24 protein-coding genes are annotated in these 26,212 nt (G+C 38.9%); 10 read left to right on the top strand and 14 right to left on the bottom strand.

Features of this window, described 5'->3' with window-relative positions; genetic code table 11:
• Nucleotides 1–636 precede the first annotated feature (636 nt).
• The gene (tyrS, locus tag JGE69_RS17485; RefSeq protein ID WP_199114276.1) at nucleotides 637–1,869 is read right to left on the bottom strand and encodes a tyrosine--tRNA ligase; all 1,233 of its coding nucleotides are present in this window, start codon (nucleotides 1,867–1,869) and stop codon (nucleotides 637–639) included.
• A gap of 61 nt (nucleotides 1,870–1,930) precedes the next feature.
• On the opposite strand from tyrS, the gene JGE69_RS17490 reads away from it, so the two are divergent.
• Nucleotides 1,931–3,058: an anhydro-N-acetylmuramic acid kinase gene (locus JGE69_RS17490; RefSeq protein WP_199114275.1), complete on the top strand. Its 1,128-nt coding sequence runs from the start codon at nucleotides 1,931–1,933 to the stop codon at nucleotides 3,056–3,058.
• Nucleotides 3,059–3,185: 127 nt separating this feature from the next.
• Nucleotides 3,186–4,028, top strand: coding sequence for an alpha/beta fold hydrolase (locus tag JGE69_RS17495; protein WP_199114274.1), 843 nt, complete (start codon nucleotides 3,186–3,188; stop codon nucleotides 4,026–4,028).
• 62 nt (nucleotides 4,029–4,090) lie between these two features.
• Here the strand turns inward: JGE69_RS17495 and erpA are convergent, their stop codons facing one another.
• The 4 genes from erpA to JGE69_RS17515 all read right to left on the bottom strand — a co-directional run bounded on the left by erpA (nucleotide 4,091) and on the right by JGE69_RS17515 (nucleotide 8,175).
• Nucleotides 4,091–4,426: an iron-sulfur cluster insertion protein ErpA gene (gene erpA / locus JGE69_RS17500; protein ID WP_002115421.1), complete on the bottom strand. Its 336-nt coding sequence runs from the start codon at nucleotides 4,424–4,426 to the stop codon at nucleotides 4,091–4,093.
• Nucleotides 4,427–4,550: 124 nt separating this feature from the next.
• Nucleotides 4,551–5,555, bottom strand: a complete 1,005-nt coding sequence (locus JGE69_RS17505) for a putative solute-binding protein (RefSeq protein ID WP_199114273.1) — start codon at nucleotides 5,553–5,555, stop codon at nucleotides 4,551–4,553.
• 352 nt (nucleotides 5,556–5,907) lie between these two features.
• Nucleotides 5,908–6,915 (bottom strand): putative solute-binding protein, encoded by a 1,008-nt coding sequence (locus JGE69_RS17510; protein WP_002115480.1) that lies wholly within the window; start codon nucleotides 6,913–6,915, stop codon nucleotides 5,908–5,910.
• 255 nt (nucleotides 6,916–7,170) lie between these two features.
• Nucleotides 7,171–8,175, bottom strand: coding sequence for a putative solute-binding protein (locus JGE69_RS17515; protein ID WP_199114272.1), 1,005 nt, complete (start codon nucleotides 8,173–8,175; stop codon nucleotides 7,171–7,173).
• Between the two features lie 253 nt (nucleotides 8,176–8,428).
• Here JGE69_RS17515 and JGE69_RS17520 point away from each other — a divergent pair, with 253 nt between their 5' ends.
• On the top strand, nucleotides 8,429–10,357 hold the full coding sequence (locus JGE69_RS17520) for an ATP-binding cassette domain-containing protein (protein WP_199114271.1): 1,929 nt from the start codon (nucleotides 8,429–8,431) through the stop codon (nucleotides 10,355–10,357).
• Between the two features lie 50 nt (nucleotides 10,358–10,407).
• Here JGE69_RS17520 and JGE69_RS17525 read toward each other — a convergent pair whose 3' ends face one another.
• The 6 genes from JGE69_RS17525 to dnaA all read right to left on the bottom strand — a co-directional run bounded on the left by JGE69_RS17525 (nucleotide 10,408) and on the right by dnaA (nucleotide 18,171).
• Nucleotides 10,408–11,334, bottom strand: a complete 927-nt coding sequence (locus JGE69_RS17525; protein WP_199114270.1) for a hypothetical protein — start codon at nucleotides 11,332–11,334, stop codon at nucleotides 10,408–10,410.
• 135 nt (nucleotides 11,335–11,469) lie between these two features.
• On the bottom strand, nucleotides 11,470–11,862 hold the full coding sequence (cybC, locus tag JGE69_RS17530) for a cytochrome b562 (RefSeq protein ID WP_199114269.1): 393 nt from the start codon (nucleotides 11,860–11,862) through the stop codon (nucleotides 11,470–11,472).
• Nucleotides 11,863–11,897: 35 nt separating this feature from the next.
• Complete coding sequence (gene gyrB / locus JGE69_RS17535) at nucleotides 11,898–14,366, bottom strand: DNA topoisomerase (ATP-hydrolyzing) subunit B (protein WP_032063553.1); 2,469 nt, start codon at nucleotides 14,364–14,366, stop codon at nucleotides 11,898–11,900.
• Between the two features lie 52 nt (nucleotides 14,367–14,418).
• Complete coding sequence (gene recF / locus JGE69_RS17540; RefSeq protein WP_002115479.1) at nucleotides 14,419–15,501, bottom strand: DNA replication/repair protein RecF; 1,083 nt, start codon at nucleotides 15,499–15,501, stop codon at nucleotides 14,419–14,421.
• Nucleotides 15,502–15,515: 14 nt separating this feature from the next.
• Nucleotides 15,516–16,664: a DNA polymerase III subunit beta gene (gene dnaN / locus JGE69_RS18105; RefSeq protein ID WP_002115478.1), complete on the bottom strand. Its 1,149-nt coding sequence runs from the start codon at nucleotides 16,662–16,664 to the stop codon at nucleotides 15,516–15,518.
• Nucleotides 16,665–16,761: 97 nt separating this feature from the next.
• Nucleotides 16,762–18,171: a chromosomal replication initiator protein DnaA gene (gene dnaA / locus JGE69_RS17555; RefSeq protein ID WP_017399672.1), complete on the bottom strand. Its 1,410-nt coding sequence runs from the start codon at nucleotides 18,169–18,171 to the stop codon at nucleotides 16,762–16,764.
• Nucleotides 18,172–18,853: 682 nt separating this feature from the next.
• On the opposite strand from dnaA, the gene rpmH reads away from it, so the two are divergent.
• The 5 genes from rpmH (at nucleotide 18,854) to mnmE (ending at nucleotide 22,953) form a co-directional block, all read left to right on the top strand.
• On the top strand, nucleotides 18,854–18,988 hold the full coding sequence (rpmH, locus tag JGE69_RS17560; RefSeq protein WP_000831329.1) for a 50S ribosomal protein L34: 135 nt from the start codon (nucleotides 18,854–18,856) through the stop codon (nucleotides 18,986–18,988).
• A gap of 29 nt (nucleotides 18,989–19,017) precedes the next feature.
• Complete coding sequence (gene rnpA, locus JGE69_RS17565) at nucleotides 19,018–19,410, top strand: ribonuclease P protein component (protein ID WP_005063921.1); 393 nt, start codon at nucleotides 19,018–19,020, stop codon at nucleotides 19,408–19,410.
• A 10-nt stretch (nucleotides 19,411–19,420) separates the two neighbouring features.
• On the top strand, nucleotides 19,421–19,741 hold the full coding sequence (gene yidD / locus JGE69_RS17570; RefSeq protein ID WP_003656027.1) for a membrane protein insertion efficiency factor YidD: 321 nt from the start codon (nucleotides 19,421–19,423) through the stop codon (nucleotides 19,739–19,741).
• Nucleotides 19,742–19,746: 5 nt separating this feature from the next.
• Complete coding sequence (gene yidC, locus JGE69_RS17575) at nucleotides 19,747–21,507, top strand: membrane protein insertase YidC (protein WP_002115440.1); 1,761 nt, start codon at nucleotides 19,747–19,749, stop codon at nucleotides 21,505–21,507.
• A gap of 90 nt (nucleotides 21,508–21,597) precedes the next feature.
• Complete coding sequence (mnmE, locus tag JGE69_RS17580) at nucleotides 21,598–22,953, top strand: tRNA uridine-5-carboxymethylaminomethyl(34) synthesis GTPase MnmE (protein WP_057070381.1); 1,356 nt, start codon at nucleotides 21,598–21,600, stop codon at nucleotides 22,951–22,953.
• 48 nt (nucleotides 22,954–23,001) lie between these two features.
• Here the strand turns inward: mnmE and JGE69_RS17585 are convergent, their stop codons facing one another.
• Complete coding sequence (locus JGE69_RS17585) at nucleotides 23,002–23,265, bottom strand: metal/formaldehyde-sensitive transcriptional repressor (RefSeq protein WP_068929946.1); 264 nt, start codon at nucleotides 23,263–23,265, stop codon at nucleotides 23,002–23,004.
• 57 nt (nucleotides 23,266–23,322) lie between these two features.
• Here JGE69_RS17585 and dmeF point away from each other — a divergent pair, with 57 nt between their 5' ends.
• Complete coding sequence (gene dmeF / locus JGE69_RS17590; RefSeq protein WP_199114267.1) at nucleotides 23,323–24,297, top strand: CDF family Co(II)/Ni(II) efflux transporter DmeF; 975 nt, start codon at nucleotides 23,323–23,325, stop codon at nucleotides 24,295–24,297.
• A 95-nt stretch (nucleotides 24,298–24,392) separates the two neighbouring features.
• The gene (locus JGE69_RS17595) at nucleotides 24,393–25,091 is read left to right on the top strand and encodes a DsbC family protein (RefSeq protein WP_199114263.1); all 699 of its coding nucleotides are present in this window, start codon (nucleotides 24,393–24,395) and stop codon (nucleotides 25,089–25,091) included.
• A gap of 52 nt (nucleotides 25,092–25,143) precedes the next feature.
• Here the strand turns inward: JGE69_RS17595 and JGE69_RS17600 are convergent, their stop codons facing one another.
• Both JGE69_RS17600 and hpt read right to left on the bottom strand, forming a co-directional pair.
• Entirely contained in the window at nucleotides 25,144–25,395 is a 252-nt protein-coding gene (locus JGE69_RS17600) for a GlsB/YeaQ/YmgE family stress response membrane protein (protein ID WP_002115476.1), read from the bottom strand.
• A gap of 172 nt (nucleotides 25,396–25,567) precedes the next feature.
• On the bottom strand, nucleotides 25,568–26,095 hold the full coding sequence (hpt, locus tag JGE69_RS17605; RefSeq protein WP_126645899.1) for a hypoxanthine phosphoribosyltransferase: 528 nt from the start codon (nucleotides 26,093–26,095) through the stop codon (nucleotides 25,568–25,570).
• Nucleotides 26,096–26,212: the final 117 nt, after the last annotated feature.

A 26,212-nucleotide genomic window follows, 5' to 3' on the forward strand; every position in this document is an offset into this window, starting at 1 on the left:
AAAACTTATCTCTCAAACCAACTTATCATCAAATTCATCACTTAAAGCAATCAACCTAATCACAAGTAACTGTTTTTCAACAAGTTTCTATCTGCATCACCGCCGATGGATGTGCATTATAGACCATTACATTCCCTTTGCAAGGGGTATTTCAGCCTTTTTCACTTGAGTGCCGTTTTTTTCTACTATTTTGCGAAAAAAGTGATATATGTGGCTTTTTTTTAGGCATTTTCACTGCCTTCTAATTAGTTTTATATTTAAAAATTTGGGACATTTTTAATTTCCTATGTCTTTAATAGAGTTTATAGACATATATAATCCCTTAAGTCCAAAGACTCCAAAGACTCCAAAGACTCCAAAGACTCCAAAGACTCCAAAGACTCCAAAGACTCCAAAGACTCCAAAGACTCCAAAGACTCCAAAGACTCCAAAGACTCCAAAGACTCCAAAGACTCCAAAGACAGACTAGAGCAAATACTCTATTTATTAATTAATACTTTCTATTCTTTACTTATTCTATTTTTCTACTTATTAAGTTAATTACAAATTGTTCCACGTGGAACGCTTAATTGATTTTGTGATCAGAAATAAAAAAAGCAGGATTACTCCTGCTTTTTACTCTATAACTTTATTTTATTAGTCAGTGAAAATTACACGTGCAATTGCTTTTTTACCTGATTGAATAATAAAGCTTCCGTTTTCTTTTACAGAGAAACTTGCATCAACAGCATTCCAGTCAACTTTTACCGCACCACGAGCTACCGCATCTTTTGCCGCAGCTGCATTTGGGTTTAGTCCCGCTACACGTAAAATCGTAGCAATAAAGATTTCTCCTCCAAACTCACCAAGTGAAATAGTCACTTCTGGTGTGTCTTCAGGTACTTCACCTTCTGTAATACGGTTACCAGCACTCTTATGGGCATTAGCTGCAGCTTCTGCATCATGGAAGCGTTCAACTAGCTCAAGCGCAAGGATACGTTTTACTTCTTGCGGATTACGACCACCAGCAATTTCATCTAATAAAGCTTTGATCTCATCAAGAGATTTAAAGCTTAATAAATCGAAATAGCGTTCAATTAAAGAGTCTGGCATTGATAAAACTTTTTGGTACATTGCCCCTGGTGTATCAAATACACCAATATAGTTACCTAAAGATTTAGACATTTTATTTACGCCATCTAGACCTTCTAGAATCGGCACAGTGATACACACTTGAGATTCTTGGCCATAACGACTTTGTAAAGTACGACCCATAAGTAAGTTAAAGGTCTGGTCTGTACCGCCTAACTCAACGTCAGCTTCAAGCGCAATTGAGTCATAACCTTGAACTAAAGGATATAAAAACTCATGAATTGCAATCGGCTGATGGTTGCTATAACGCTTTGTAAAGTCATCACGCTCTAACATACGTGATACGGTTTGCTGGCTTGCTAATTGGATAAGGTCAGCAGCAGACTTTTGATTAAACCATTCTGAGTTAAAACGTACTTTTGTTTTATTCGGGTCTAATATCTTGAATACTTGTTCTTGATAAGTTTTAGCGTTAGCTTCTACTTGTTCACGTGACAACGGCGGACGAGTTGCGCTTTTACCAGTTGGGTCACCAATCATCGCTGTATAGTCACCAATTAAGAAGGTAACTTCATGGCCCAAATCTTGGAAAGTTTTTAATTTATTAATAAGAACCGTATGTCCTAAATGTAAATCTGGTGCTGTAGGGTCAAAACCAGCTTTAATTTTAAGAGGGCGATTCTCTTTAAGCTTTTTCAGTAAATCTTCTTCTGAAATAATTTCGTGCGTGCCTCGTTGGATGAGGGCAAGCTGTTCTTCGGCGGGCAAGAAATTTGACATCACAAAACCTAAACACATCAGTTATTCAATTTGTGCGATATACTAACATTTTTTCAGCGTCTTGCAGGGGAAGTTGCATATGAGCGCAATCTATATCGGCGTAATGACTGGCACTAGTATGGATGGTGTGGATATTGTAGCGGCTTCATTTGGGCCACTACAGCTTCATGCCACTCTTACAGTTCCATTCGAACCCGAGTTACGTGATGAGCTTATGGCATTAACTTTACCTGATGATAATGAAATTGACCGCATGGGTAAAGCTGATGTTGCTCTAGCCCAAATGATTGGTCATGGGATTAATACTCTCATTGAAAAGCACCAATTAGACCGTAGCCAAATTAAAGCAATTGGGTCGCATGGGCAAACTATTCGTCATCGTCCAGAACATGGATTTACGTTACAAATTGGCGATCCCAATATCATTACTGAAATTACTCAGATTCCGGTTGTTTCAGATTTCCGTCGTAGAGATATGGCAGCAGGCGGTCAGGGCGCGCCATTGGTTCCGGCTTTCCATCAAGCATTATTTCAACATCCAAGTATTCATCGTGTAATTTTGAATTTGGGTGGTATTGCTAATGTGAGTATGCTGCCTGCAAATAACAGTGACGGCGTATTTGGTTTTGATACAGGTCCTGCAAATATTTTAATGGATGCGTGGTGCCATCGCCATACAGGTCATCCATATGATGAAAATGGTGATTGGGCTGCTTATGGTCACCCTATTCGCTCTTTACTCGACCGTCTTCATGCCCACGAGTATTTTTCTAAAGAACCGCCTAAGAGCACAGGACGTGAAGACTTTAATATTGACTGGTTGGATGATCAGTTAATCGATTGGCGAAATGATTTAACTTATGATGAGTTAGAAGATACACCTGAAAACATCCAAGCAACCCTATTAAAACTCACTGTGCGTGCAATTCAAAAAGCAATTTATCGCTCTGAGATGGAAACAGGCGAAGTGTATGTTTGTGGTGGTGGTGCTTATAACTCTTATTTACTAGAGCAATTACGTTGGCGATTACGTAAACATAATTGGTCTGTTCAACCTACCGATGTGTTAGGACTTTCCCCTACTTGGGTCGAGGCTACAGCATTTGCATGGTTAGCAATGCGCTTTGTAGATGGTTTAAGTGGTAATTTGCCAGCAGTAACAGGTGCTTCGGATTTCAGAATTCTAGGTACGATCACGGCGGTATAAAGCTATTTATCGATTTGATTGGTCAGATTCGACCTCATAACACATTTACTGACCCGAAATGCTGTTATTTAAATGAGCATAAAAACTCATGATAAATGCCAACAAAAATAATTTAAGGCATGTTTTCATGGATCTGACCAAACGTATTCATCAATATACACGTGGGGCTTGGACATTCGATGTAATTGATTCAGGCCCTATAGATGGTCCACTCGTTGTTTTATTGCATGGTTTTCCAGAAACTGCTCATAGTTGGGAGCAAACCTCTGAATTATTGCATCAGCATCAATTTAGAACGCTTGCGATTCATCAACGTGGTTATAGTTTAAATGCTAGGCCTCAAAGCCGATTTCAATATTCATTGAGTGAACTTGTAGAAGATGTGGCAAGTTTCATTGAGCAGCTTGGCCAGCCAGTTTATTTAATTGGGCATGACTGGGGCTCGGCAATCGCTTCGGGCATTGCGATGAAGTATCCACAATATATTCAGCATCTCACTTTAGTTTCTGTGCCCCATCAAGCTGCTTTTTTAAAAGCTTGTTTAAGCAGCAGACAACTTTTTAAATCTTATTATTTTGCAATTTTTCAGCTACCCATTCTGCCCGAACTTTTATTTAAAAAGATACCTAAATTGGGTCGTAAGTTTCTAAAGTCATCAGGCATGACTGAACAGCAAATTGCTATATTCGAGACTGAGTTTATAAAAGAAAATAGATTAACTACGGCGTTGAATTGGTATCGTGGCTTTTTTTGGGACAAACCTCAAAATCCGTTTAAAGCCATAGATGTCCCCACCCTTTTTATTTGGGGTAAACATGATATTGCCGTTACAGAAAAAAGTGCGGAGCTAAACTCACATTATTTTAAAAATAGTTATGAAGCAGTTTTTATGGATGCATCGCATTGGATTCCATATCAGAATGCACCTGAACTCGTACAATATTTTTTAGAATCTGTCTGTAAAAGATAATGATCTGATCAATAAAAAAAAACCTCTCAAAATAGAGAGGTTTTTTAAATTTTAAAATTCTTTTAAATCGAGAATGAAGAACCACAACCACATGTTGTTGTTGCATTCGGGTTTTGTACGATAAAACGCGAACCTTCAAGACCTTCTACATAGTCAACTACTGAGCCAATGAGGTATTGGTAGCTAAGTGAGTCAACCAGCATTTTTACATCGCCATTTACGAATTCTGCATCATCTTCATTTACGCTTTCAGCAAAATTGAAGCCATACGAAAACCCAGAACACCCGCCTCCTGTTACATATACACGTAACATGAGATCGTCATTCCCTTCACTATCACGGAGTTGGCGTACCTTATTGGCAGCATTATCTGTCAAAACTAGAGCTTGGGCATTCATGATGATTGTTCCTCGGATTTTGCTGTGCCTTTCAAAATAAAAAAGACCCTATATTGAGTATAGCATAATCAATATAGGGTCTGTCTTCGAAGTTTAAAGCGAATCTTGAGTATTTGTATCAAGATTATTTGTAATTCTCATCCTGTAAGCCACACTCGAAGTTTTTAGCATCTTGCTTACAACGGAATTGCCAAAGGAGTTTCATCATACGTTTATCGTATACACCACGTTGTGTAAGGTTAATTCGAGACTCCCGCATAAGCTTTTGGTAGCCTGGCTTATCGGCTGCTGGGACATCCATCCAGTATTTTTGTGGAATATCAGCTTTCATTTTACCCAAGATAGTAAAAGCACGTGGCAGCTGACCCGAAACCCATTCCCTAGATTTCTGGCCAAAACCAGCTGGGAACTTATCAGGACGAATAATAATATTTCCTGTGACCTGTAAGATCGGATAATTCACGATCGCACCTTTTGTGCCTAAACCTTTTTGTAGTTCCAAAGGTTTAAATGCTGCTGCTGGCGCACCAATAATATCAACTTGATGATTATTAAATTTCGCACCAAAATTTGTTACGTCAGCACTAACAGCCTGTGCCCCGACCTGCTGAACCATAATTTTTTGTGCTTCATCATAGTCAAGCACAGCGATTTTTTTACCGGCAGCTTTCGCTACTGTATTGATGCTACGGTCATTTACTAAAAGGTAAGCATCACCAACGGGAATAATACCGACGACCTCATAGCGTCCATTAACCATATATTTACTAAAAGTTTGGCTCGCTAAGCCTTGCATGATTTTAACAGCAAGTTTGAGATCTGGAATCGCACCAATTGCATCTAATGAACCAGTAAATGAGTTGAATTGACGCCCGCGCATTCCTGACACGCTAATACCATCACATTTACCCGCTTTAAAATCTTCAGCAATCACGGCTTCATTCTGGTTTACTTTAAGCTCGATATCAGCTCCCCAGTTTTTAGCGGCAAGCTGATAATCCTTCATCAGCGCATAGACATCGCCATTTTTACCAACGAAGTCAAAAACACATACTGTTTGTTTAGCCTCGGCTGCAAAAGAAACTGTTGTAAGTCCCAGCGCAAGTAATAGCGTTTTGGAAAATTGCATATTCTTTTTCCTTTCCTTGTGGAGTTTTTGTTTTTCGATACCAAGAAATTTCACACCGATAAGGAGTGAATCGGATAGTCTTCATATAAAAATCATGTTGGAATATTTTTATAGACCGAATTTGCTTTTATGATTTTATTTCCATGAAAAATAGATAGCGATTAACCTACCTATTAGCAATTATTTTAATCACTCAAGTCCTTGATCCATTTTTATACCTTCATATTTCCTTATGAAGTTTTTATCTAAATTTAGCTTAACGTCTTTCTAACTAACCACAATGGCAGAATTGACAGGACATAGAAAACAAAAAGCCTAGAACTCAGTCTAGGCTTTCTGAAGGAAATTAGGATTATTCACCAGGCATTGAACATTCAAAGTTAGCCTTGTCTACAGAACAACGTGCTTTTTTGAGTACAGACATCATTCCAGCATCGTAAACACCACGTTTAGTTAAGTCCATACGGCCATCACGCAACATTTTTTGATACTTAAGTTTATCTTCTGCACTTAAGTTCATTTTGTATTTACCAGGAATTTGCGCTTCTAAACGGTTGATCATTGCAAAGCTCTTCGGTAACTGTTTAACAAACCAGTCACGAGATTTTTGACCAAAACCAGCTGGGAATTTATCAGAACGTAATACTAGATCTGCTGTAACGTGTAATACAGGGAAGTTCCACATTACACCGTTTGCGCCTAAACCTTTATTTAATTCTAATGGTTTGTAAGCATAAGCAGGCGCACCTACCATATCTACCTGACCATTGTTAAATTTAGCAGCAAAGTTTGAGATATCAGAAAGAACTGCTTGAGCACCTACACGTTGCACCATAATTTTTTGTGCATCGTCATAGCCAAGTACAGCGAATTTTTTACCCGCAGCTTTTTCAACAGAGTTGATATTTTTGTCACGTACGAAAATGAATGCTGAACCTAGTGGAGAAATACCAGCAACTTCGTATTTTTTACCACCCATATTTGTGGTCATTTTTGCTGCATTACGCGCATCTAATACATAGGTAATTGCACGTTGAGCGATTTGGTTATTTGGAACACCACCAAGTGAGTCGATAGATCCTGCGAATTTGTTATATTGGCGTGCACGCATTGCTGTCATTGCCACAGCATCACACTTACCCGCTTTAAAATCATTATCAGCAACAGCCTCGTCCTGACGAGGAACTAAGTTAATTTCAGTACCCCAGCCTTTTGCAGCAAGAGCCCATTCTTCCATCATTTTATATGAGTCGCCTGCTTTTCCTAAGAGGTCGAATACACATACGGTACTCGCTGCTTGCGCTGAAGCAGAAAAACCAACAACAGAAGCGGCAGCCATAGCAAGTACGATTTTTTTCATTTTCTTCATCCTTCCACGGAACAGATTTTTTGTTTGAAGTTTCCTTTCAAACACAGATATTAATCATGTTTTTTAGAAAAAAATAGAGCTTTTACTCAAATATTTTTATCTCATTGAACCATTGTTTGTTCGATTTAATTTATTTATTAGCAGTAAAAATCACTAAGTTTCCGTAAGTTACTTTTTATATTCACAATTTTCATACCCATATTCAGCTTTGAAATATATGTAGCGTTTTTGTGTTTAAAAAATAAACTACTCACCACTAAGAGTACATTCAAAATTTGTCCGTTCAACTGTACAGCGGGCACGTTTCAGTACACTCATCATTGTTGCATCGTATACGCCTTGTTTTGTTAAATTGAGACGGCCTTCACGTAAAATTTTTTGATATTTAGTTTTGTCTTCTGCTGAAAAATTAATTTTAATTTTTGAGGGTACACCCATTTCTAGCCGCTTTATCATGGCAAAATTCTGAGGTAATTTTTGTATAAACCAAGCACGTGACTTTATACCGAAATCTGTGGGGAACTTATCACTTCGGGCAATTAAATCACCCGTAACGTTAACTACGGGGAAAGTAAACATTGCCCCTTTCACGCCGACCCCTTTACCAATCTCTAAAGGTTTATAAGCATAGGCTGGTGCCGCAATTGCATCGACTTGGCCACTATTAAACTTTTTCACAAAATCGGTAATTTCTGAAGGAATGGGCTGAGCGCCAACGCTTTCCACCATAATTTTTTGTGCTGCGTCATATTGCAAAATAGCAAACTTAGTCCCACGTACTTTTTCAATTGAGTTGAGGTTTTTATCTCTTACAAATAAATAAGCCAATCCAATCTGAACAATACCAACGACCTCGTAATTGGTTCCAGTTTGTGTAGTCACCATGCGATGTTTATTACGCTTATCTAAAACATAACTAATAGCTTTTTGGGCGATTGCATTACTGGTTACCCCTCCAATCGCATCAATTGAACCTGCAAATTTATTATAATTTCGCGCCTGCATGGAGGTCATATAAGCGGCGTCACATTTTCCTTCACGCAGTCTACGGTCAACTAAGCCTTCATCTTGAAATGGAATTAAAGTGATATCTGCTTGCCATTCTTTCGCTGCAAGCGCCCACTCTTCCATCATTTTATAGGATTCACCTGACTTTCCTAATAAATCAAACACACAGACACTTTGCCCAGCATGTACTGTCCCCACAGCACAGCAAAATACTGCACCAATTATCCCCAATCTTTTTTTCATTTGACTTTCCTTAGTCTAGTTTTATTAGCAGCTCATTAATCAACCAAATTTCAAACTGTTTTTATTTTAGCCATATTTTTTTAAAAGTATTCTATCTTGTTCAATATTTTGAAAATTTCGGATGAATAGCGAAATTTAGAATGTCTGGATATATCTAATTATTAATACCTGCTCACTAAAATCCGGAAAGTTTTGTTTTCATCGGCAGTTCTCTTTAAAATACAGCATCCCTAACTCACCTCGATACAATAAGATGATTCAATTTGACCAAGTTTCTTTACGCCGCGGTGGACGTGTTCTATTTCAAAAAGCGTCTATGCAATTACACCCAGGTTGGAAGATTGGTCTAACTGGTGTAAATGGCGCAGGTAAATCGACTTTATTTGCTGCATTACTTGGAAGTTTAGGTGCAGATGAAGGTTCACTTACTCGTCCGACAGGCTGGACCGTGGCGCATATGGCGCAAGAAGTAAAAGCCCTAGATATGCCTGCAATTGATTTTGTTCTTTCAGGTGATGAAGAGTTTTGGGATATTCAAAATAAGCTTGCTCAACCAGATCAACTGACTGATTTTGAACTGGCTAAATTGCATGGCCGTTTTGATGAAATCCATGGTTATTCAGCGCCCTCTAAAGCTGCGCAGCTCATGGCAGGCCTTGGTTTTCTAGAAAATCAATTACGTTTGAACGTTGAGAGCTTCTCGGGTGGATGGCGTATGCGTTTAAATTTGGCGCGTACATTGATGAGTCGTTCTGATCTACTCTTACTGGATGAACCAACAAACCACTTAGATTTGGATGCAATTCTGTGGTTAGAAGATTGGCTTAAAGCCTATGAAGGTACACTCATTCTAATTTCGCATGACCGCGACTTTTTAGATGCGATTACAGATCATATTCTTCACATTGAAAATCAAGAACTCACACTTTACACCGGAAACTACTCTACATTTGAAACCACACGTAGTGAACGTCTTGCCCAGCAACAACAAGCTTTTGAAAAGCAGCAAGAAACACGTGCTCACTTACAAAAGTTTATTGATCGTTTTAAAGCAAAAGCGACTAAAGCTCGTCAAGCACAAAGTCGTATTAAACAACTTGAGCGCATGCAGCAACTTGCACCAGCCCATGTAGATACGCCGTTTACATTTAGTTTCCGTGAACCGACTAAAATGAGTTCACCGTTGCTGACTTTAGATAATGCCAGCATTGGTTATGGTGATAAGCAAATAGCCGAAAAAATTAGATTACAAATTACACCGAACTCACGTATTGGTTTGCTTGGGATGAACGGCGCAGGTAAGTCAACATTGATTAAGAGCTTGGTTGGTGATTTACCACTCTTGGCAGGTGAACGTAAAGCTTCCGAGCTGCTTAATATTGGTTACTTTGCGCAGCACCAGATGGATGCTTTAGATGGTCATGCTAGCCCAATGCTACAGCTTGCACGTATAGCAGATAAACAAATTAGTGAAGCCACTTTACGTTCATTCTTAGGTAGTTTTGGCTTTAGTGGTGAACGCATGGATACACCATGCGAAAGCTTTTCTGGTGGAGAACGCGCGCGTTTAGCCCTAGCACTCATTGTATGGCAGCGTCCAAATGTTTTAATTCTCGATGAACCAACAAACCATTTAGATCTTGATATGCGTCATGCACTGAGCATGGCATTACAAGATTTTGAAGGTGCCGTTGTTCTGGTTTCCCACGAACGTCAACTTCTTGCAAGTGTATGTGATGAGCTTCTTTTAGTACACGGCGGTAAATGTACTGAGTTCGAGGGTGATTTACAGGACTATGCTAAATGGCTACGTGAAGCACGTCAGCAACAAATCAATGCTCAGACTGCTGTGGCACAGAACAACTCTTCCTCTGCTGCTCCAGCGCCTGCTAAAATTGATAAAGAAGCACAGCGTAAAGAAGCAGCTCGCCGTCGTGAACAGACTCGACCTATTCGTAAAAATATTGAAAAAGTTGAATCACAAATTGAAAAGCTACAACCACAGCTCGCCAAAATTGAAGAATCCTTAGCAGACACATCTTTATATGAGGCTGCACGTAAGGATGATCTACTCAAACTTATGAATGAACAGACTGAGCTGAAGGCTAAACTTGAGCAACACGAAGAGCAGCTTTTGGAACTCATGATGGAGTTAGAAGAAATGGAAGCTTCTTTTGATTAATCTGTTTTCTAAAATAAAAAAGCCGATTTCTTAATCGGCTTTTTTATTAATTAGTAAGGGGTATAAAAAGCCCCTAATTCATTTAAATTGCTATTTACAGGTAAAGGCCAAATATTGCTTGATAAGCTGTCAGCAATATATAAATCGTACCCGCCTCGACTCCCTGTTTGTCCTGCAAGAGATACCACCATGTAACGCTGATCTAAAGGAGCTGGATCGGAAGTATCATAATTAATATTGTTAAATGGCAAACGTGTAGTTTGTTTATTAGCCATATCATAAATATAGATCTGGTCATGAGGATTTGTTAGGCTATACCAGCGCACATATAAGAACCGACTTCCTTGCCACCATACTGGATAATATGAAGCGATATTGGTCAGCTGTGTATTATAAGCACCCGACTGATCAATACTAAAAATTCTAGAATTATTTCCAGCACCTTTTGCATATAAAATTTGAGTGGTATTCACCATCGGATAAGGCATCGATTCTTCTATATCCCAACCATTTTGAGTCACAGAAGTCATCGTCCGATCCGTCATTTTAATGATTTTTAGATCGCCATTTTGTTTAAAAATAATACGCTGGTTATCTATAAATTTAGGGTCTTCATCGCGCTTATTATTGCCCTGAGTTAGGTTAATGGGTAACTCAGTGCTTCCGGCCTTCCATACATATACATCCCATGCATCACCATAATGCTCCCCAGAGTTAACTCCCATGAACGTCAACCATTTTCCATCTGGAGAAAAATGACCATTCATCATATGATCAATTTTCCAATTTGCACCGAGTAATGTGATCTGCTGTGTTGTGAAGTTATAAAGATAAAGCTTACTGTCCCATGCCTCATAATCACTATAACGATGAAATACTAATTTTCCATAAAAGGTGGGGGCTATCGCAGCATGCAGTTGAAATAAACAATTAAAAAATATGATTCCAATGCATAAGAGTTTTTGTATTTTTTTCATAATTATATTTCCTATTGTTATTAGTAAGTACCGCATAGAGAATATAACTTCGAATAGTTTACTTGTTAAACAAAATACTTTTTTCGGATACAAAAAAGGGCTAATGATGATTAGCCCGTTACCATAAAAAATCAATTATCTAAATTTTTTATGATTTTCATTTCGTATTTTGACTAAATTAATTGCTTCAGTTTTGGCTTGATCTAATTGTCCTTGCTCAACTAAAACAGTTACTTTATCAATTTCGGCAACAAGCTGATCTAAACCAGCTTGGTACTCTTTTACCTTTACATTTTCTGATGGCAAACCTTCGAGTTTATGCGGCAAATATTGCTTAGAAGAAACTGCTGCTTCACGCATTACCACAAGCTGTTGTTTCGCGTTATCAGCATCTTTCGCTTCGGCAAATGCTTTAGTACTCTTAGCTAAAGTTTTCATATTCGTTTCTAGGTCTGCCGCCGAAACAGCAGAACTTCCTAAAACCGCACATGAAATTAAAAGACTAGCTAATAATTTCTGACTCATCATTCTCTCCCTAGACTGATTTAGAATCATGTTATGAATTAAGCATCAATATCCGCATTTAAAGCATTCTCTTCAATGAATGCACGACGTGGTTCAACATCATCACCCATTAAGCAAGAGAACATACGATCTGCTTCAATCGCATCATCAATTGTCACCTGCAACATATTACGGTTTTCAGGGTCCATTGTTGTTTCCCACAGCTGTTCAGCATTCATCTCTCCAAGACCTTTATAGCGTTGGATCATCATACCGCGGCGAGAATCTTGCAAAATATGTTGCCAAACTTGATGGAAGTTAGCCACTTGAATACGGCGGTCGCCTTTTTGTAAAAAAGCACCCTCTTCAAGTAAAGTGAACCAACTCTTCGAGTTTTTCAACAAACGTGCATATTCAGCCGAATTCAATAAAGCTGCATCAAGCAAGTACGCATGTGGCAGGTTATGTACATACACCGTAATACGTGGCCAGTAATGTGCAGATTTTTCACCTTGAGCATTTTCACGCTCAAATGCCTCTAAAGAGATTTCTGGACGTAAACTTGGCTGTAATCTGGTAATGATATCGCGTACCTGATCTGCCCATTGTTGTACATAAGCTTCATCATGGTTTTGATCACTCTTGAATGCTTCTACTTCAAGTAAAGCATCCAGTAAGCTAGCTGGATAACGTAGAGTTAAGCGCTGTAAGCTCTTTTGTGAAACTTGATAGTCTTGAATCACTTTCGCCAGTGCTTCACCAGTAATTGCAGGTGCTTCAGCATTGGTATGTAGAGATAGCTCATCAATTGCATTTGAGATGAGATAAGTTTCCAACGCATCATTATCTTTGATGTATTGTTCTTGCTTACCTTTCTTCAATTTATACAAAGGTGGCTGAGCAATATAAATATGCCCACGCTCAACCAATTCTGGCATTTGACGGAAGAAGAACGTTAACAACAAGGTACGGATGTGCGAACCATCGACGTCGGCATCGGTCATGATAATGATTTTATGATAGCGAAGCTTATCAGGGTTATATTCTTCACGGCCAATACCACAGCCAAGTGCAGTGATTAAAGTACCGACTTCCTGACTAGAAATCATTTTGTCAAAGCGTGCACGTTCAACGTTCAGGATTTTACCTTTCAACGGTAAAATAGCCTGCATTTTACGATTACGGCCTTGCTTAGCACTACCACCAGCAGAGTCACCCTCGACTAGATATAATTCAGAAAGTGCTGGGTCTTTTTCCTGACAATCTGCCAATTTACCCGGTAAACCAGCAATATCAAGTGCACTCTTACGACGCGTCATTTCACGTGCCTTACGTGCAGCATCACGTGCACGCGCAGCATCAATAATTTTACCGGCAATTGATTTTGCAGCTTGCGGGTTTTCAAGTAAGTAAGCAGAGAACTCTTTGTTCATTGCTTGCTCAACCGCTGGTTTTACTTCACTCGATACTAGTTTTTCTTTAGTTTGAGATGAGAATTTCGGATCAGGTACTTTGACCGAAATAATCGCCGTTAAACCTTCACGTGCATCATCACCTGTTACATTGACTTTTTCTTTCTTGAGAATGTTTTCGTTTTCAAGATATTGGTTAAGACCACGTGTTAAAGCCGCACGGAAACCTGCTAAATGAGTACCACCATCCTTTTGAGGAATATTGTTGGTAAAACAACGCACGTTTTCTTGATAACTTTCATTCCACTGCAATGCAACTTCTACACCAATACCGTTTTCTGTATCAGCAGTGAAATGGAAAATCTCGTTTAGATGAGTTTTACCTTCGTTAATGTATTTTACAAACTCAGATAAACCACCTTCGTAGTCATATACGTGCTCAAGGTTAATACGTTCATCACGTAAAACAATACGCACGCCGGCGTTTAAAAATGAAAGCTCACGTAAACGACGCGCTAAAATTTCAACGTTAAAAATAGTTTGACTAAAAGTTAGTTCACTTGGCCAAAAACGTACAGTTGTACCACTGCTATCCGTTTCACCAATCACACGTAATGGATATTGCGGATCACCGTGGTGATACTCTTGTTCATGCACTTGGCCAGCGCGATTAATAATTAAATGCAATTTACTTGAAAGCGCATTTACAACTGAAACGCCTACGCCGTGCAAACCACCTGAAACTTTATAGCTGTTATCGTCAAACTTACCGCCTGCGTGCAAGATCGTAAGAATTACTTCCGCTGCAGACACCCCTTCTTCAGGGTGGATATCGGTTGGAATACCACGGCCATTATCAGAAACACTTACCGATTCATCTTCGTGAATCGTGACAATAATTTCGTCACAATGCCCAGCTAAAGCTTCATCGATTGCGTTATCGACAACCTCGAATACCATATGGTGTAAACCGGTACCGTCGTCTGTATCCCCAATATACATACCCGGACGTTTACGAACTGCATCTAATCCACGTAATACTTTAATACTAGAGGAATCATAAGCCTTTTCATTGGTTTGTTCTGTTTGAGAGGCTGATTGAGACTCTGAACTCATGGTTTCTCCCTAGCAAATATAGGTTTATTCAAAGATGGGTAACATCAAAAAATTATGGTGAAGCAAGACTAACTTGACCGGATTCAACATTGAATAATTGATATGAAATAGACAGATCATGTAAGTGTTTTTTTACCGATGCATGATCTAAAGTTGTCATAAAAACCTGGCTACCAAGTTGGCTTAATCGTTCAATTAAACGTTGTTGTGCGGTTAAGTCTAATTCTGCTGTCAGATCATCTAATAATACCACAGTTTCCTTATTACTCGCATGTAACATTGCAATTTGTGACAGTTTTAAGGCAATAATCAAGAGTTTTTTCTGACCTCTTGATAAAACTACATCAGCATGTCCAAACGGGGTTTTTAAGCGCAAATCTGCACGATGTGGGCCATATTCGGTATAGCGTCGTTCGATGTCTTTTTGGTGTTGATTCAGCAAGTCTTGCATGAGTCCCTGCTCTGTATGAAAACCGGGACTATATTCCAGTTCAATCTCTAGATCAGGTAGCAATTGACTTAAATCATTTTGAAAAAAGACATTCCATTGTTCCACAATACTTAAACGCTGAGAGTGTAAAATTTCACCATAATCACTCAACATTTTATTCCACGGCTCTAAATCCGCTAGAGAAATATTCCGTCTGGTTTTAAGTAAAGTATTACGCTGCTTTAATGCACGAGAATAATATTGCCAAGCAAAATAAAACTCAGGTTCCACGTGGAACATCAGCCAATCTAAAAGCTGGCGCCGAGGTTTCGCCCCATGGTCAATAATATCTGTACTTTGTGGATCAATATGCTGCAAAGGAAGCAGTTTAGCGAGTTGTCCTTGTGTAGCCACTGTATCGCCATTGACCTTCATCAACTGCTCACCAGAGGCCAACTTTTGCATGCCAATTTTTTCAGTTGCAGATTGCGCGAAAACAATCGCATCTTCAGCAGAGTATTGAATATAATTTTTAGGTATGTGGGTGCGGAACGACCGCCCTGTTGCAAGCAAATGGATTGCTTCCAGTATTGAAGTTTTTCCTGAACCGTTAGCGCCATAAAATACATTAAACGGTTGCAACCCTTGGAGTGCAACCGTTTTTAAATTACGCACACGTTCAATATTTAAACGCGTAAGATGCATATTAGATAGCCAGATTATACACGCATCGGCATAACGACATAGGTTTGATCAGGATGTGCCGGATCTTGGACCAATACAGACTGGTTTGCCTCAGTCATGCTCATATTTACATCATCACCATCAAGCACACCTAAAACATCCAGCAAATATTGCGCATTAAATGACATTTCAAGCGGTATGTTTTGATACTGAATCGCTAAATCTTCAATCGCTTCGTCTTGTTCAGGGTTATTTGCACGTAGCTGTAAAGAATCTTGATTAAAATTCAAGAAAACACCACGTAACTTCTCATTACTCAAAATCGCAACGCGTTGTAATGATTGTTTGAACACATCATGGCTAATTAATACATGTTTATCGCCACCACGTGGAATTACACGACGATAATCAGGGAATTTTCCATCAATCAACTTTGTAGTAAAGCGAACAGTGATATCGCCCTGCTCTTTGTCACGGCTTGGCGTATTAATTGTGACATTTAACAATTCACGACCAATCAGCAACGTTAATTGTTCATCTTCAATGCTAAGTAAACGCTGTAATTCACCAACAGCTTTACGAGGCACAATTGCTTGGACCAATTGAGATGATGTAGAAGAAGCAGTAATTTCACAAAGTGCTAAACGGTGACCATCTGTTGTTACTGCACGCAATTGATTTTCATCAATTTCTAACAAAGTACCCGTTAAATAGAAACGTACATCTTGTACGGCCATAGCAAAAGCCGTTTTTTCAAATAAACGCTTTAACTCACGTTGAGTGACCTGTACTTGTGTACCTTGACTATTTTCAGTGGTCAATAATGGATAATCTTCTGCCGGTAAAGTACCTAATACAAAACGGCTATTACCAGATTTTAAAATACATCTTTGATCTTCAGTAATTTGTAAGTCAATCAATGCAGCTGTAGGCAATGATTTACAAATTTCCATCAACTTACGAGCAGGAACAGTTGTTTCACCTGCTTCAATGCATGCCCCTTCTGTTAAAACAGTACTGGCAACCAGCTCGACTTCTAAATCAGAACCGGTAATGGTGAGTGCCTGAGCATTAGTCTGAATTTTGACGTTTGAAAGAATATTCAATGTATGACGACGTTCTACCGCACCGACAACATGCGATAAAACATTGAGTAAGCTTTCTTTAGCGATTTTCAAACGCACGATTCATTCCTCTAGCAACTTGGAGCAAATATTTCATTTTTTAGCTGTGTACTATGCTGCACTTACGTAGACTTTGCAACAACGTCTTATCATTTCATTAACTCTGGAGTAGACGCAGTAAATTTTTATAGTCTTCGTCAAAAATCGGATCTTCTTCACGTAGACTTACTACTTTTTCGCATGCGTGCATCACTGTACTGTGGTCACGTCCACCAAAAGCCATTCCAATTTCGGGAAAACTATCACCAGTTAACTCACGAGCAAGTCCCATTGCTAACTGACGTGGTCGCGCATAGATTCGAGTCCGCTTAGGTCCTACTAATTCTTTTAAAGGAATACGGAAATATTCACTCACCACACGTTGGATATTTTCTACACTAATTGTACGTGCACGGATTGCCAACACATCTTTTAAAGATTCGCGGACAACATCAAGATCAATTGGTGCACCTTTAAAACGAGAAATTGCGACGACTTTATTGAGTGCACCTTCAAGTTCACGTACGTTGGCAACTACTTGTTGTGCAATAAATAATGCACAATTTCGAGGTAAATCAACGCCGCTATTTTCGGCTTTTTTCAATAGAATTTCGATACGAGTTTCAATATCTGGCGGTTCAACGCCTACTGAAAGACCCCAAGAAAAGCGAGAAACCAAACGCGGGTCTAACTCGGTCAATTCTTTTGGATAACGATCTGAAGTTAAAATAATCTGTTTAGATTCATCAAGTAATGCATTGAATGTATAGAAAAATTCAACCAAGCTTGCTTCTTTACCGGCTAAAAGATGAATATCATCGACCAACAATAAATCTAAAGAACGACAATTTTTCTTAAATTCTTCAACTTTGCCTTTTTGCAAAGAACTTACAAAATCCTGAACGAAGCTCTCAGAGGTCATATACATCACCCGTGCATTAGGCTTGGCTTGCAATAAAGCATTACCAACTGCCTGCATCAAGTGAGTCTTACCCAATCCTGTCGGACCATATAAAAACAAAGGGTTATGCTGTGAAGCACCTAATTGTGTTAATACTTTTCTACATGTTTCAGCAGCCATCTGGTTCGAACGGCCTTCAACAAATAAAGAAAAAGTAAATTGGGGATTTAATAGTTTCTTTTTCGGTGTTTTTGCGTTCACTACACTATTAGTAGTAGGTGAACTGGAAATAGAATCTGGTTCTTTTTTTACTTTAATACTTTGTTGGGGCGCAGTTTGCAAAGCAGCAGTTGTAGTTGCTGGCTGCTCACCTGATGACAAAATACTACCAGGACGAGAATCAACTAAAATCTCAACCTGACGTACACGCCCTTCTGATAACTGTTCGGCCAATATAGAAATTAATTCTAAATGGTTCTCTTGAATGTAACGCGTCCAATAAGGATTAGGTGCATAAAGACGCAGTGTCCCTTCTACTTCTTCAGCAACTAATGGGCGAATCCACATCGCAAAGACGTTATCAGAGAGCTCTTGTCGCAAGCGAGTTAAGCAGTCTGTCCAAAGCATGTGTATCCCCTATGTCTGCGTTTTTTAAATTCAAATAATCTAAAGATTAACCCTTCCTGATGAGAAGGGGTCGCCATTCTAACCAAGTTATCCACATCTGTCATGACGATTTCAGTTGATTTTGTCTAAAAAGAAATCTCTTGTGAATAAATTTAAATTCAAAATGGCTTGTGTATAACTTTTTGCACAACCTGTGGATAAATTAACACATAAACTTATCCACAATTCATAAATATAGTAAAAACAGAGTTATCAACAACTCAAATATATGTTTTTTAAATTTAAAATTGCGAAATCCACAGAAAAAGTTATCCCTAATAAGAATAAATTTAAATTTCTAAATTTGAATTTATTTAATAGGGTGGCGATCTTTTGTGGATAACTGCAAAATATGAATTTAAATTCAAATACAGCAAATCCAAACCAAGATGGTATTTTGTTTTGTTGATAAGTATGTATATAAGGCGTGTATATATTAAAAGTTCTAATAAAAATAGACAATTACTTTGTGCATAACTTTTAAAGCTATATATTGCACTGAATTATGACCGTGATAAAAAGAAGAGAAGAGATTAAAAATTTGGGTTAAATACAAAACTTTCTTGGTTTTTCATTGACAGCGTAAACATTGCACAATAAAATCGCGGACCTTTATAGAAAGATCATTTTTGGGAGTTTCAATATGAAACGTACTTTCCAACCATCTGAATTAAAGCGTAAACGCGTTCATGGTTTCCGTGCTCGTATGGCAACTAAAGCTGGTCGTCAAGTATTAGCTCGTCGTCGTGCAAAAGGTCGTCATAGCTTAACTGTTTAATACTGTTACGCTGACCAGACTTGGGTGTGATGACACTTTACAGTTTTAGCACAGACGTGCGAATACGCTGTGCTGCAGATTATAAAAGTGTATTTGATGGTGCGCTTTTTAAAGTGCATCAACCCCATTTTTTATTTCTTGCAAAATTAACCGAACAGCCTAAAAGCCGTTTGGGTATTGTTGTTGCTAAGAAAAAAGTGCGCCGAGCGCATGAAAGAAATCGAATAAAACGTCTTGCTCGTGAGAGCTTTCGTCTACATCAGCCGAATTTTGGATCAGACATAGATGTTGTGGTGATGCCGAAAGTTGGTATAGAAACGATTACGAATGCTGAGCTATATCAACAATTAGACTTTGCTTGGCAAAAATTACAGCGCTTAGCAAAAAAACATTCTAAAGTTGGCACAACCTCGCAGAATTAAGAGATAGCCAATGGTCCGTTTTCTACGTTGGTTGATTCGACTGTATCAAATTGCGATTAGTCCGCTTCTTGGACCCCGTTGTCGTTATATCCCGACTTGTTCTCAATATGCGATTGAAGCATTGCAAACTCATGGTGCGATAAAAGGCGTTTGGTTATCTTCTAAACGGATATGTCGTTGTCATCCGTGGGGAGGATCTGGATATGATCCGGTACCGCCAAAAGCAATTCGTTTTATTTCGTTTCATCAAATAGATTCTCAAACGCATCATGTTGCTGTACCCTTTCGTGATCGTTTACTGAAGCAAAATCTCTCTAACCATTTGGGGTAATAGATATGCAACAATGGGCCAGGTTTGCAATTCTCGGGGCCATGTTTGTCACCGCATATTTGCTCATTTTGGCTTGGCAAAAAGATTATGGAAATGCTGCAACTGCTCCGCAACAACAAGCGGCAGCTGTAAGTTCGCATGAAGTATCTGCTGATTTGCCAAATGCTAAAAATGCAACAGTGGCTTCCGATGTGCCACAAGCAAATATTGCGCAGTCACAAACCACAGATGCAACTGCACCTGTGAATCAACAGCTTATTTCAGTACAAACTGACCTTTACCATATTTGGATCAATCCAAAAGGTGGTGATATTGTTCGTATTGAATTACTCTCACACGACAAAAGCAAAGACAGCGATCAACCTTTTGTTATGCTTGAAAATGATGCCAAGCGTACATATGTTGCTCAATCTGGCTTAATTGGTTTGAATGGACCAGATAGTAGTCGTGGTGGTCGTCCATTATATGCTGTTGAAAAGACATCATATACTTTGGCTGATGCTAAAGGTGTACAGGACCAAAAGGGTCAATCTGAAAAAGTTTTAAACGTTCCGATGGTATTTAAAACACCTGAAGGCGTTGAAATTATTAAAACTTTTACCTTTACCCAAGGTCAATATCCAATTGTTGTAAAACATCAAGTCATTAACCGTAGCCAACAAAGCTGGCAAGGTCAGATGTTTGGACAATTAAAGCGCGATAATTCTGAAGATCCGGGTAAATCTTCTCAAGGTATTTTCACTCTAGGAACTTTCTTAGGTGGAGCTTGGGGAACGCCTGATGCACATTACAACAAGCTTAAATTTGCTAATTTCTCAGAAGAAAAAGTAAATACTGAAGCGAAAGGTGGATGGGTTGCGATTGTTCAGCATTATTTTGTAAGTGCTTGGATTCCTGGAAACCTTAAGCTGACTCAAGCTAATGGTCAGCCTTATGTAGCTAAACTTGAATCTCGTCAATCTGCTGATCACATGAATATCATTGGTTTTACCTCACCAGTGATTAATGTTCCGGCAGGCACTTCAATGGAAGTGGATGCAAAACTTTATTCAGGTCCGAAAGTACAATCTGAATTAAAAGATTTAGCTGTTGGTTTAAATCAGACTGTTGATTATGGTTGGTTATGGCCGATTGCTAAGCTCTTGTTCTTAGGTCTTCAATTCTTCCATAGCATTGTGGGCAACTGGGGATGGTCAATCATCTTGCTTACCATTATGGTGAAGATGATCTTGTGGCCTTTATCTTCAAAAAGTTATCGTTCTATGGCGAAAATGCGTGTGATTGCACCAGAAATGCAACGCATGAAAGAAGAGTTCGGTGAAGACCGTATGCGCTTCTCGCAAGAAATGATGGCTTTATACAAGCGTGAACAAGTAAATCCACTTTCAGGTTGTTTACCATTGTTGCTACAAATGCCAATTTTCCTTGCTTTGTACTGGGTACTCATGGAAAGTGTGGAATTACGTCACGCACCATGGTTAGGTTGGATTCAAGACTTGTCAGCAATGGATCCTTGGTTCATCTTGCCGTTAATCATGGGTGCTACCATGTTTGCGCAGCAAATGTTGAATCCGCAACCCGCTGATCCAATGCAGGCAAAAGTGTTCCGCATTATGCCGATTATGTTCACGGTATTTATGTTGTTCTTCCCTGCCGGTCTCGTACTGTACTGGATTGTGAACAACAGTATTACTATTTTACAGCAGTCGTTTATTAATAAGAGCGTTGAGAAAAGTCGTATCAATAAGACTGAATCAGCTTCTTAATCGTTGAACTTTTGCTGAATAAATCCGCTTAAGATGGTAATCTTAGGCGGATTTTTCTTTGGCTGGATTTTAGGTTTTTAGGTGAATAATATGCAAAGTCAAACCACGATTGCCGCAATTGCAACGCCACCTGGGCGTGGTGGTGTGGGCGTGATTCGCCTATCTGGACCTAAGGCTTATGAAATTGCTCAAAACCTGACACAAAAAAACTTGCCTGAAGCGCGTATGGCGGGTTTCCGTAAATTTTATGATGCTGATGGCAGCATTATGGATGAAGGGATTGTTCTATGCTTTCCCAATCCTCACTCGTTTACAGGTGAAGATGTTGTAGAGCTACAAGGCCACGGCGGTCCAGTCATCCAAAATGCCTTGCTTGGGCGTCTATTTGAGCTTGGTGCAATTGCTGCAAAAGCCGGCGAATTTTCCATGCGTGCTTTTGAAAATGGCAAGATGGACTTGGTACAAGCGGAAGCGATTGCCGACTTGATTGATGCGACTTCGCAAGCTGCGGCACGCTCTGCGGTTCGCTCTTTACAAGGCGCATTTTCAACAAAAATTAATACCGTTTTAGAAAAACTGATTCATTTACGCTTGCATGTTGAAGCAGCAATTGATTTTCCTGAAGAAGAAATCGATTTCTTGGCAGATGGCAAAATTTTAGCTTTACTTGAAGATGTTCAGCAGTCGGTACATGCCGTTCAAACCTCTGCACGACAAGGGCAATTACTCCGTGAAGGTTTGCAAGTCGTTATTGCGGGTAAACCAAATGCGGGTAAGTCGAGCTTGTTGAATGCACTTGCTGGTGTTGAGCGTGCAATTGTGACCGATATTGCTGGTACAACTCGTGATGTTTTACATGAAAAAATTAGCTTAAATGGTCTACCAATCACCTTAACAGATACTGCGGGTCTTCGTGAAACAGGTGACATCGTTGAAAAAGAAGGGATTCGTCGTGCAATCAAAGAAATTGAACAAGCCGATTTGTTATTGCTGGTTTATGATTTAAACCAAGGTGATGACCCATTAAAACTCGCTCAAGAGTATTTTGCGGAACATATTGAACCGCGTCGTTTAATGTTAATTGGTAATAAATGCGATTTAACTGGGCAATTAGCTGAAATAAGCGATTTTCAAGGTTTCCGTCATATAACCGTTTCTGCAAAACAAGAGATGGGCGTACAAGGTCTCGTAGAAGCGATTACAGCGCATGCAGGCTTCCACCCTGAGGAAGACACCTTTATTGCAAGAACACGTCATTTAGACGCAATGAAGCGCACACAGCTCTATCTTTCAGAAGCACGCGAGCAACTTGTTGTGTTTAACGCAGGTGAACTGGTTGCTGAGTCACTACGTCTTGCCCAAAATGCTTTAGGTGAAATTACCGGTGACTTTAGTGCCGATGACCTATTAGGCAAGATTTTTGGTTCATTCTGTATTGGAAAATAATTACAAAATTCTGAATGATGCACATGGCTGTGTCATTCAGTCACCTTGTTAACCGTATCTTTTTAGAACCTTTAAAAACTCATCTAGCTCATTTTGATCAACTTGTGCGTTTTTGAGCACGTGATGATGTAAATGCTGTTCCATTAATTCACTCATCAAACCGTTTATTGCCCCTTTAATTGCAGCAACTTGTTGTAGTATTTCTATACATGAAATATCTGGCTGTTCAACAGCATGCTCAATGCTGTTGATTTGTCCTTTTAGTCGTTTTACACGATTAAGTATTTTTTTATCCTGACCAATGTGACTCATCTGTGTTCTCTTGTATAATTCAATATACTGGTAGGGAGTATATTGGGTTTAAATATTATGCAGGATCATAGTGTATCACGTCATCATCAACATCAGTTTGATGAAGGAAATCCACTTGCACAAAAACGTATTTTGATTGCAACGATTTTAACGGCATCAATGATGGTGTTAGAAATATTCGGTGGATGGTTTTTCAATTCAATGGCGCTTCTGGCTGATGGTTGGCATATGAGTTCCCATATGTTGGCTCTCGGTTTAGCCTATTTTGCTTATCGTGCGGCTCGTCATTATTCCAAAGATCGTCGGTTTAGTTTTGGAACTTGGAAAATCGAGATTTTAGCGGGTTATAGCAGTGCAATTTTGTTGATGGTTGTCGCCATTTTTATGGCGTTTCAGTCGATACAACGTTTATTTAATCCAGTTGAAATTTTTTATAATGAAGCGATTCCGATTGCAATTTTAGGTTTGGTCATTAACTTGATTTGCGCATGGTTACTTCACGATGATGGGCACCATCACCATCACCATCACCATCACCATCACCATCACGAGCATGATCATGGGCATCATCACCACGATTTAAACCAAAAAGCTGCATTTTTACATGTAGTTGCAGATGCAGTAACTTCTGTTTTTGCAATTATTGCGCTTTTCGCAGGTAAGTATTTCGGATGGGATTTTTTAGACGCACTTTTAGGAATTTTAGGTGCTATTTTGGTTGCAAAATGGTCTCTGGGATTAATGAAAGAGACAGGAAAAACCCTTTTAGACGCAGAAATGGATCATCCGGTAGTTGAAGAGATCCGTGAAGTCATTGCTGAGTTTCCTAAATATATTGAAATTACGGATATTCATGTCTGGAAAGTCGCGAAAGGTAAGTTTTCTTGTATTTTGGCACTCGAAACTGATGATATTTCTTTAACCGCAGATCAGATTCGTCATGCTTTGTCCATTCATGATGAAATCGTGCATATATCTGTAGAAATTAATACTCTAAAACCTATTTATGTTCCACGTGAAACATTGGCATAAATGAGTGTAAGTTTGGTTATAACTCGGTAATCAGTTCTGTTTTAAAAAGCTGAACTGATTAAAATGATCTCCTCTCCTACCTATGAGTCAGTTTTATGCTTAAAAAATTAGGAATATTGGCGTTATTTAGCCTAACTACAAGTGTGAGTTTCGCTAATGTAGATACTGTTAGGGAAAATATTAAAAAACAATATCCTAATTTGAAAATTAGCAATATTCAGAAAACTGAAATGCCCGGGCTATATAGCGCTAATCTTGATCAGCAAATCATTTATGTTGGTGAAGATGGGCAACATATGCTTGTTGGCTCTATGATTCGGTTAAAAGACCAAAAGAACTTAACTAAAGATCTAGTTTTAGGACAGAACTCAATTGATTGGAAACAACTGCCTTTAAAAGATGCGATTAAAACAGTCAAAGGTAATGGCCAACATGTTTTAGCAGTATTTTCTGATCCAAATTGTCCTTATTGTAAGCAGCTTGAACCTGAACTCGATAAGCTTAAAGATGTGACTATTTATACGTTCATCTATCCTTTAAAACCTCAGTCTATTGTGGTTTCCAGACAAGTTTGGTGTGCACCAAATCAATCTTACTCATGGAAAAAACTGATTCAGCAAGGTGTTAAACCAACAGTTACGAGCTGTGCAAACCCAATTGACCGTAATTTGGAATTAGGAAAAAAACTCGGCTTTAACGGCACCCCTACCCTAATTTTTGCAAATGGTTTTAAACTGGTTGGCGCACGCTCTGCTGAAGAAATTCAGGCCGTATGGAAAGAGTTAGGTCTTTAAAATAAATTAAAAAAAGCACCATAAGGTGCTTTTTTTATAAATGAATTAAAGTTTAGCTTTTTCGTGCAATCAAGTTGTAGATAAAAAGAATAACGATGGCACCAATCACGGATGCGATAAAGCCTGCAGCTGAGTTTTCGCCGTAAAGTCCAAGTAAACGACCACCATAAGTAGCTAGAAGTGAACCTGCAATACCAATCAAGGTCGTTACGATGAAACCTGCTTTATCATCCCCAGGATGCAAAGCACGAGCGATTAAGCCAGCAAAGAAACCAACTACAATAGCAACAATAAGTGACCACATATTTGTTCTCCAGTTGTTTTTTTGATGAAGTTAATGATTTTGCTTCATATTCTATCGTGCGGTAGAGCTGTCTATTTTGTCTGTAGCAGATTGCGACTTTTTGTGTCTTTTTTGTTCAAAGCTAAGGCTTTATATAAAAAAATAGCACCTTGCGGTGCTATTTCTCTGAAATTTATAAACCAATTTCACCAATAAATGGCAAGTGGCGATATTTCTGGTCGTAGTCTAAGCCGTAACCCACAATGAATCTGTCTTCAACTTCAAAACCTAAAAATTTCACTTCAAGATCAATTTCACGGCGAGACGGTTTACTCACTAATGTGCAGAGTTGAATTGAATTTGGCTCGCGAGTTTGCAACATTTCAACGACTTTGCTTAAGGTATTGCCTGAGTCGATAATGTCTTCAACAACCAATACATCTTTACCGCGAATTTCACCGTCAAGATCTTTTAAGATTTTAACATCTCGACTTGAAGTCGTACCGCCGCCGTAGCTAGACACTGTCATGAAGTCGAGTTCATGCGGTTTGCTAATTGTACGGCACAAGTCTGCCATGAAAATAACAGAACCACGAAGTAGTCCAATAAGGACTAATTCTTTATCACTATTTGCATAGTGAGCGTTAATTTGCTCGCCGAGCTCTTTGACTTTTGCTTGAATTTCTTCGGTTGAAATCATGATGCTCATTGCAACAGTCATGGCAGATTCCTACAAGATATAAAAGAAAAAATAAAAAAGGTGTTGACCTGCAACACCTCGAAAATCTGAGTTAATGGTAAAATTTTAAAGCAAAATGACGTTTCATGCACCCTTTGA

This window comes from Acinetobacter sp. C13, assembly GCF_016809775.1.
GTDB classification, from domain to species: domain Bacteria; phylum Pseudomonadota; class Gammaproteobacteria; order Pseudomonadales; family Moraxellaceae; genus Acinetobacter; species Acinetobacter pittii.

Excerpts from the sequence above, each read along its gene's own strand:
- JGE69_RS17520 (WP_199114271.1), top strand. The coding sequence starts at position 8,429 with ATGATTCAATTTGACCAAGTTTCTTTACGCCGCGGTGGACGTGTTCTA.
- dnaA (WP_017399672.1), bottom strand. The coding sequence starts at position 18,171 with ATGCTTTGGACAGACTGCTTAACTCGCTTGCGACAAGAGCTCTCTGAT.
- tyrS (WP_199114276.1), bottom strand. The coding sequence starts at position 1,869 with ATGTGTTTAGGTTTTGTGATGTCAAATTTCTTGCCCGCCGAAGAACAG.
- erpA (WP_002115421.1), bottom strand. The coding sequence starts at position 4,426 with ATGAATGCCCAAGCTCTAGTTTTGACAGATAATGCTGCCAATAAGGTA.
- gyrB (WP_032063553.1), bottom strand. The coding sequence starts at position 14,366 with ATGAGTTCAGAGTCTCAATCAGCCTCTCAAACAGAACAAACCAATGAA.
- JGE69_RS17515 (WP_199114272.1), bottom strand. The coding sequence starts at position 8,175 with ATGAAAAAAAGATTGGGGATAATTGGTGCAGTATTTTGCTGTGCTGTG.
- JGE69_RS17490 (WP_199114275.1), top strand. The coding sequence starts at position 1,931 with ATGAGCGCAATCTATATCGGCGTAATGACTGGCACTAGTATGGATGGT.
- JGE69_RS17600 (WP_002115476.1), bottom strand. The coding sequence starts at position 25,395 with ATGTGGTCACTTATTGTTGCTATTGTAGTTGGTTTCTTTGCTGGCTTA.
- JGE69_RS17595 (WP_199114263.1), top strand. The coding sequence starts at position 24,393 with ATGCTTAAAAAATTAGGAATATTGGCGTTATTTAGCCTAACTACAAGT.
- JGE69_RS17510 (WP_002115480.1), bottom strand. The coding sequence starts at position 6,915 with ATGAAAAAAATCGTACTTGCTATGGCTGCCGCTTCTGTTGTTGGTTTT.
- JGE69_RS17505 (WP_199114273.1), bottom strand. The coding sequence starts at position 5,555 with ATGCAATTTTCCAAAACGCTATTACTTGCGCTGGGACTTACAACAGTT.
- JGE69_RS17585 (WP_068929946.1), bottom strand. The coding sequence starts at position 23,265 with ATGAGTCACATTGGTCAGGATAAAAAAATACTTAATCGTGTAAAACGA.
- JGE69_RS17525 (WP_199114270.1), bottom strand. The coding sequence starts at position 11,334 with ATGAAAAAAATACAAAAACTCTTATGCATTGGAATCATATTTTTTAAT.
- cybC (WP_199114269.1), bottom strand. The coding sequence starts at position 11,862 with ATGATGAGTCAGAAATTATTAGCTAGTCTTTTAATTTCATGTGCGGTT.
- rpmH (WP_000831329.1), top strand. The coding sequence starts at position 18,854 with ATGAAACGTACTTTCCAACCATCTGAATTAAAGCGTAAACGCGTTCAT.
- yidC (WP_002115440.1), top strand. The coding sequence starts at position 19,747 with ATGCAACAATGGGCCAGGTTTGCAATTCTCGGGGCCATGTTTGTCACC.
- recF (WP_002115479.1), bottom strand. The coding sequence starts at position 15,501 with ATGCATCTTACGCGTTTAAATATTGAACGTGTGCGTAATTTAAAAACG.
- yidD (WP_003656027.1), top strand. The coding sequence starts at position 19,421 with ATGGTCCGTTTTCTACGTTGGTTGATTCGACTGTATCAAATTGCGATT.
- hpt (WP_126645899.1), bottom strand. The coding sequence starts at position 26,095 with ATGACTGTTGCAATGAGCATCATGATTTCAACCGAAGAAATTCAAGCA.
- JGE69_RS17495 (WP_199114274.1), top strand. The coding sequence starts at position 3,186 with ATGGATCTGACCAAACGTATTCATCAATATACACGTGGGGCTTGGACA.
- rnpA (WP_005063921.1), top strand. The coding sequence starts at position 19,018 with ATGACACTTTACAGTTTTAGCACAGACGTGCGAATACGCTGTGCTGCA.
- dmeF (WP_199114267.1), top strand. The coding sequence starts at position 23,323 with ATGCAGGATCATAGTGTATCACGTCATCATCAACATCAGTTTGATGAA.
- mnmE (WP_057070381.1), top strand. The coding sequence starts at position 21,598 with ATGCAAAGTCAAACCACGATTGCCGCAATTGCAACGCCACCTGGGCGT.